This window comes from Bacteroides sp. 41_26 (assembly GCF_949740115.1).
GTDB classification, from domain to species: Bacteria; Bacteroidota; Bacteroidia; order Bacteroidales; family Bacteroidaceae; genus Bacteroides; species Bacteroides nordii.
Genome location: NZ_CATJGZ010000018.1, coordinates 1 through 2433, shown reverse-complemented (window position 1 = coordinate 2433; position 2433 = coordinate 1). Strand labels below are relative to the sequence as shown.

The following is a 2433-nucleotide window of genomic DNA, read 5'->3' as shown; positions in this document are numbered from 1 at the left end:
TTTCCACGCCGTCCACAAAGCCTGGCGGGCCAAACAGCTGACTCTGGACCAGGCGGCCGCCGCCTGCCATCTCCCCCGGGGCACCTTCTACGCCAAGGCGGTCAGGTTTGAAAAAGGGGAATAAAAAAAGCGGCCCGGAATTTGAAAAGGTGTACTTTTGCAAATTCTCCCGGTCCACTTCACAAAGTTTATAATACTACACAAATTTCGACAAGTCAATCACTTTTAGGGCTTAATTGTATGGCCTTTTGACGTTTTGCAAAAGTACACTTTTTCATAACTACAAGAAAGGCAGGCAAAAAGCATGAGTCAACCAAAACTGGGTCAAATCATTGAAATGCTGGAAAAAGGAGAAAATTTCGAACTTACCAATCAGCAATATAAAAAGAAAACGGGGTTAAACATTCCTGTGGATAAAAGCTATACAGAAAAACGGTCTGCCGTGGCTCGAAAAGCGGCAGAGTACGGTTTTTCAATCGAAATTGAACCCGCAAAAATGAAGTTTCGAAAAATCAGGTAAGACAGGAATATTTTGTCATTTGTGGAGGTGCATTATATGAAAAAACGAATTTTTTCATTTTTTCTATCAATTTCATTTGTCTTCTCGTTGATCCCCAATATGGCTTTTGCTGAAGAGCAAGAATATACTTATGAAGTTCCAAACAGCAATATCATTTTGACTTACACTCTAAATGCCAACGGAAGTGCAATCATCACGAAATGCAATCCAGAGGCATCTGGGGAATTGGAAATCCCCGATACCATCGATGGACATCCGGTAAGAAGAATCGAAGATAGAGCCTTTTGGGGAACGAATGGAACAGAAGTATGTGTAAATCTGACCAGTATTTCCATTCCCGACTCGGTAACCTCTCTCGGCGACCGTGTATTCGGCGGCTATTATAGTGGTTTTATAGGATGTACTGGGCTAAAAAGCATTACATTGGGGTCTTCCATAGAGTCCATTGGAGATTACTGTTTTGCCGAATGCATTTCCTTATCTGATATCGTAATTCCTGATTCTGTAAAAACGCTTGGTAGCAATGTTTTTGCCGGATGTGAAAAATTAGAAAGCGTACGACTCTCAGAGGGAATGTCGATTATTGAAGAGGGTTCCTTTGAAAACTGTTCCTCTCTATCAGAAGTATTCATCCCAAAATCAATACTTAAAATCGAAAGTTCAACCTTCGCTAATTGTATTACTTTAGAAGAAATCGCTATCCCTTCTTCTGTTACCCTCATTGGGAATAGTGCTTTCTATAATTGCACTTCTTTAAAAGAAATCGTTATCCCTTCTTCTGTTATGTCCATTGGGGATGGTGCCTTTTCCAATTGTACAAGTCTATCAAAAATTTCTTTGGGAAATTCCATTCGTGATTTGGGTAGCAACTATTACGGATTCGGCCCATTTCGTGGTTGTACCAGTTTAATATCCATTACTATACCGGCATCAGTTAATGCGATACAGCCATCTACATTTGAAGGATGTACAAATTTACAATCGGTACAATTTGAAGGAGAGGTTCTTTATATTGGAAAAAAGGCATTTAGTAGCTGTAGCAATTTATCTGAAATTTCTGTCAAAATTAGGGGTAGCTTTATCGACGGCATTGGAGAAAGTGCTTTTAGCGCTTGCTCCAGTTTGGAAAAGATAAACCTTGACGGAGATATTACAACAATCAATAAGCATGCATTTCTTGATTGCTATGCTCTCAAGGAAATTACCATTCCAAAAACTGTAAAAAGTATCGGTGAACACGCATTTGGTTATCTAGCAACCTTTGAAAAGTTAAATGGCTTTTCCATTTATGGCCACTGCGGCACCGCCACCGAAACCTATGCCACTGAAAACGGCTTTCCCTTTGAACGCATCCATGACCCGATAGACATCGTTGTGACCCCGCCCACCTGCACCGAACCCGGCGTTACCGGCGGCACCAAGTGCGCCGGGTGTGAAGAGGTCCTTACCACAGAGGAGGGCACCATCCCCGCCACCGGGCACACTCCCCGCACCTATTGGGAACGGGATTCCACAGAGCATTACCACACCTGCACCACCTGTAACGGCAGGGCAGACACCGCCCCCCACACCGGCGACTGGACCATCACCCGGGCCCCCACCGCCACCTCCACCGGCCAGCGGGAGCGGACCTGCACGGTCTGTAATTATGCCCAGCGGGAGACCATTCCCGCCACAGGGCAGGTCACCCCTACCCCCACACCCACTCCTACGCCTACCCCTACCGTGACCCCTACGCCGAAGCCCACATCCACACCGAAGCCTACCCCTACCGCAAGCCCGGAGCCCTCTCCCACCCCCAGCCCTGCTCCCACTCAAACCCCGGAGCCGTCCCAGCCCTCCCGGCCCTCGGGCGGGTCCTCCTCGTCCTCTGACGACGCCCCCACCTATGCCATCACTCTGCCGAAGAATAC

General features: G+C 46.4%; 2 protein-coding genes. Both read left to right on the top strand.

The window, feature by feature from the left end; translation table 11 throughout:
* Window positions 1-304: 304 nt before the first annotated feature.
* Window positions 305-520 carry a hypothetical protein gene (locus QX565_RS00195; protein WP_289290525.1) on the top strand — a complete coding sequence of 72 codons (216 nt, stop codon included), beginning with the start codon at window positions 305-307 and terminating at the stop codon, window positions 518-520.
* Window positions 521-556: 36 nt separating this feature from the next.
* The coding region (locus tag QX565_RS00190; protein ID WP_289290523.1) for a leucine-rich repeat domain-containing protein at window positions 557-2433 on the top strand (1877 nt) is incomplete at its 3' end.

Bases quoted from the DNA above. Each gene is read 5' to 3' on its own strand.
- QX565_RS00195 (WP_289290525.1), top strand. From the start codon at position 305: ATGAGTCAACCAAAACTGGGTCAAATCATTGAAATGCTGGAAAAAGGA.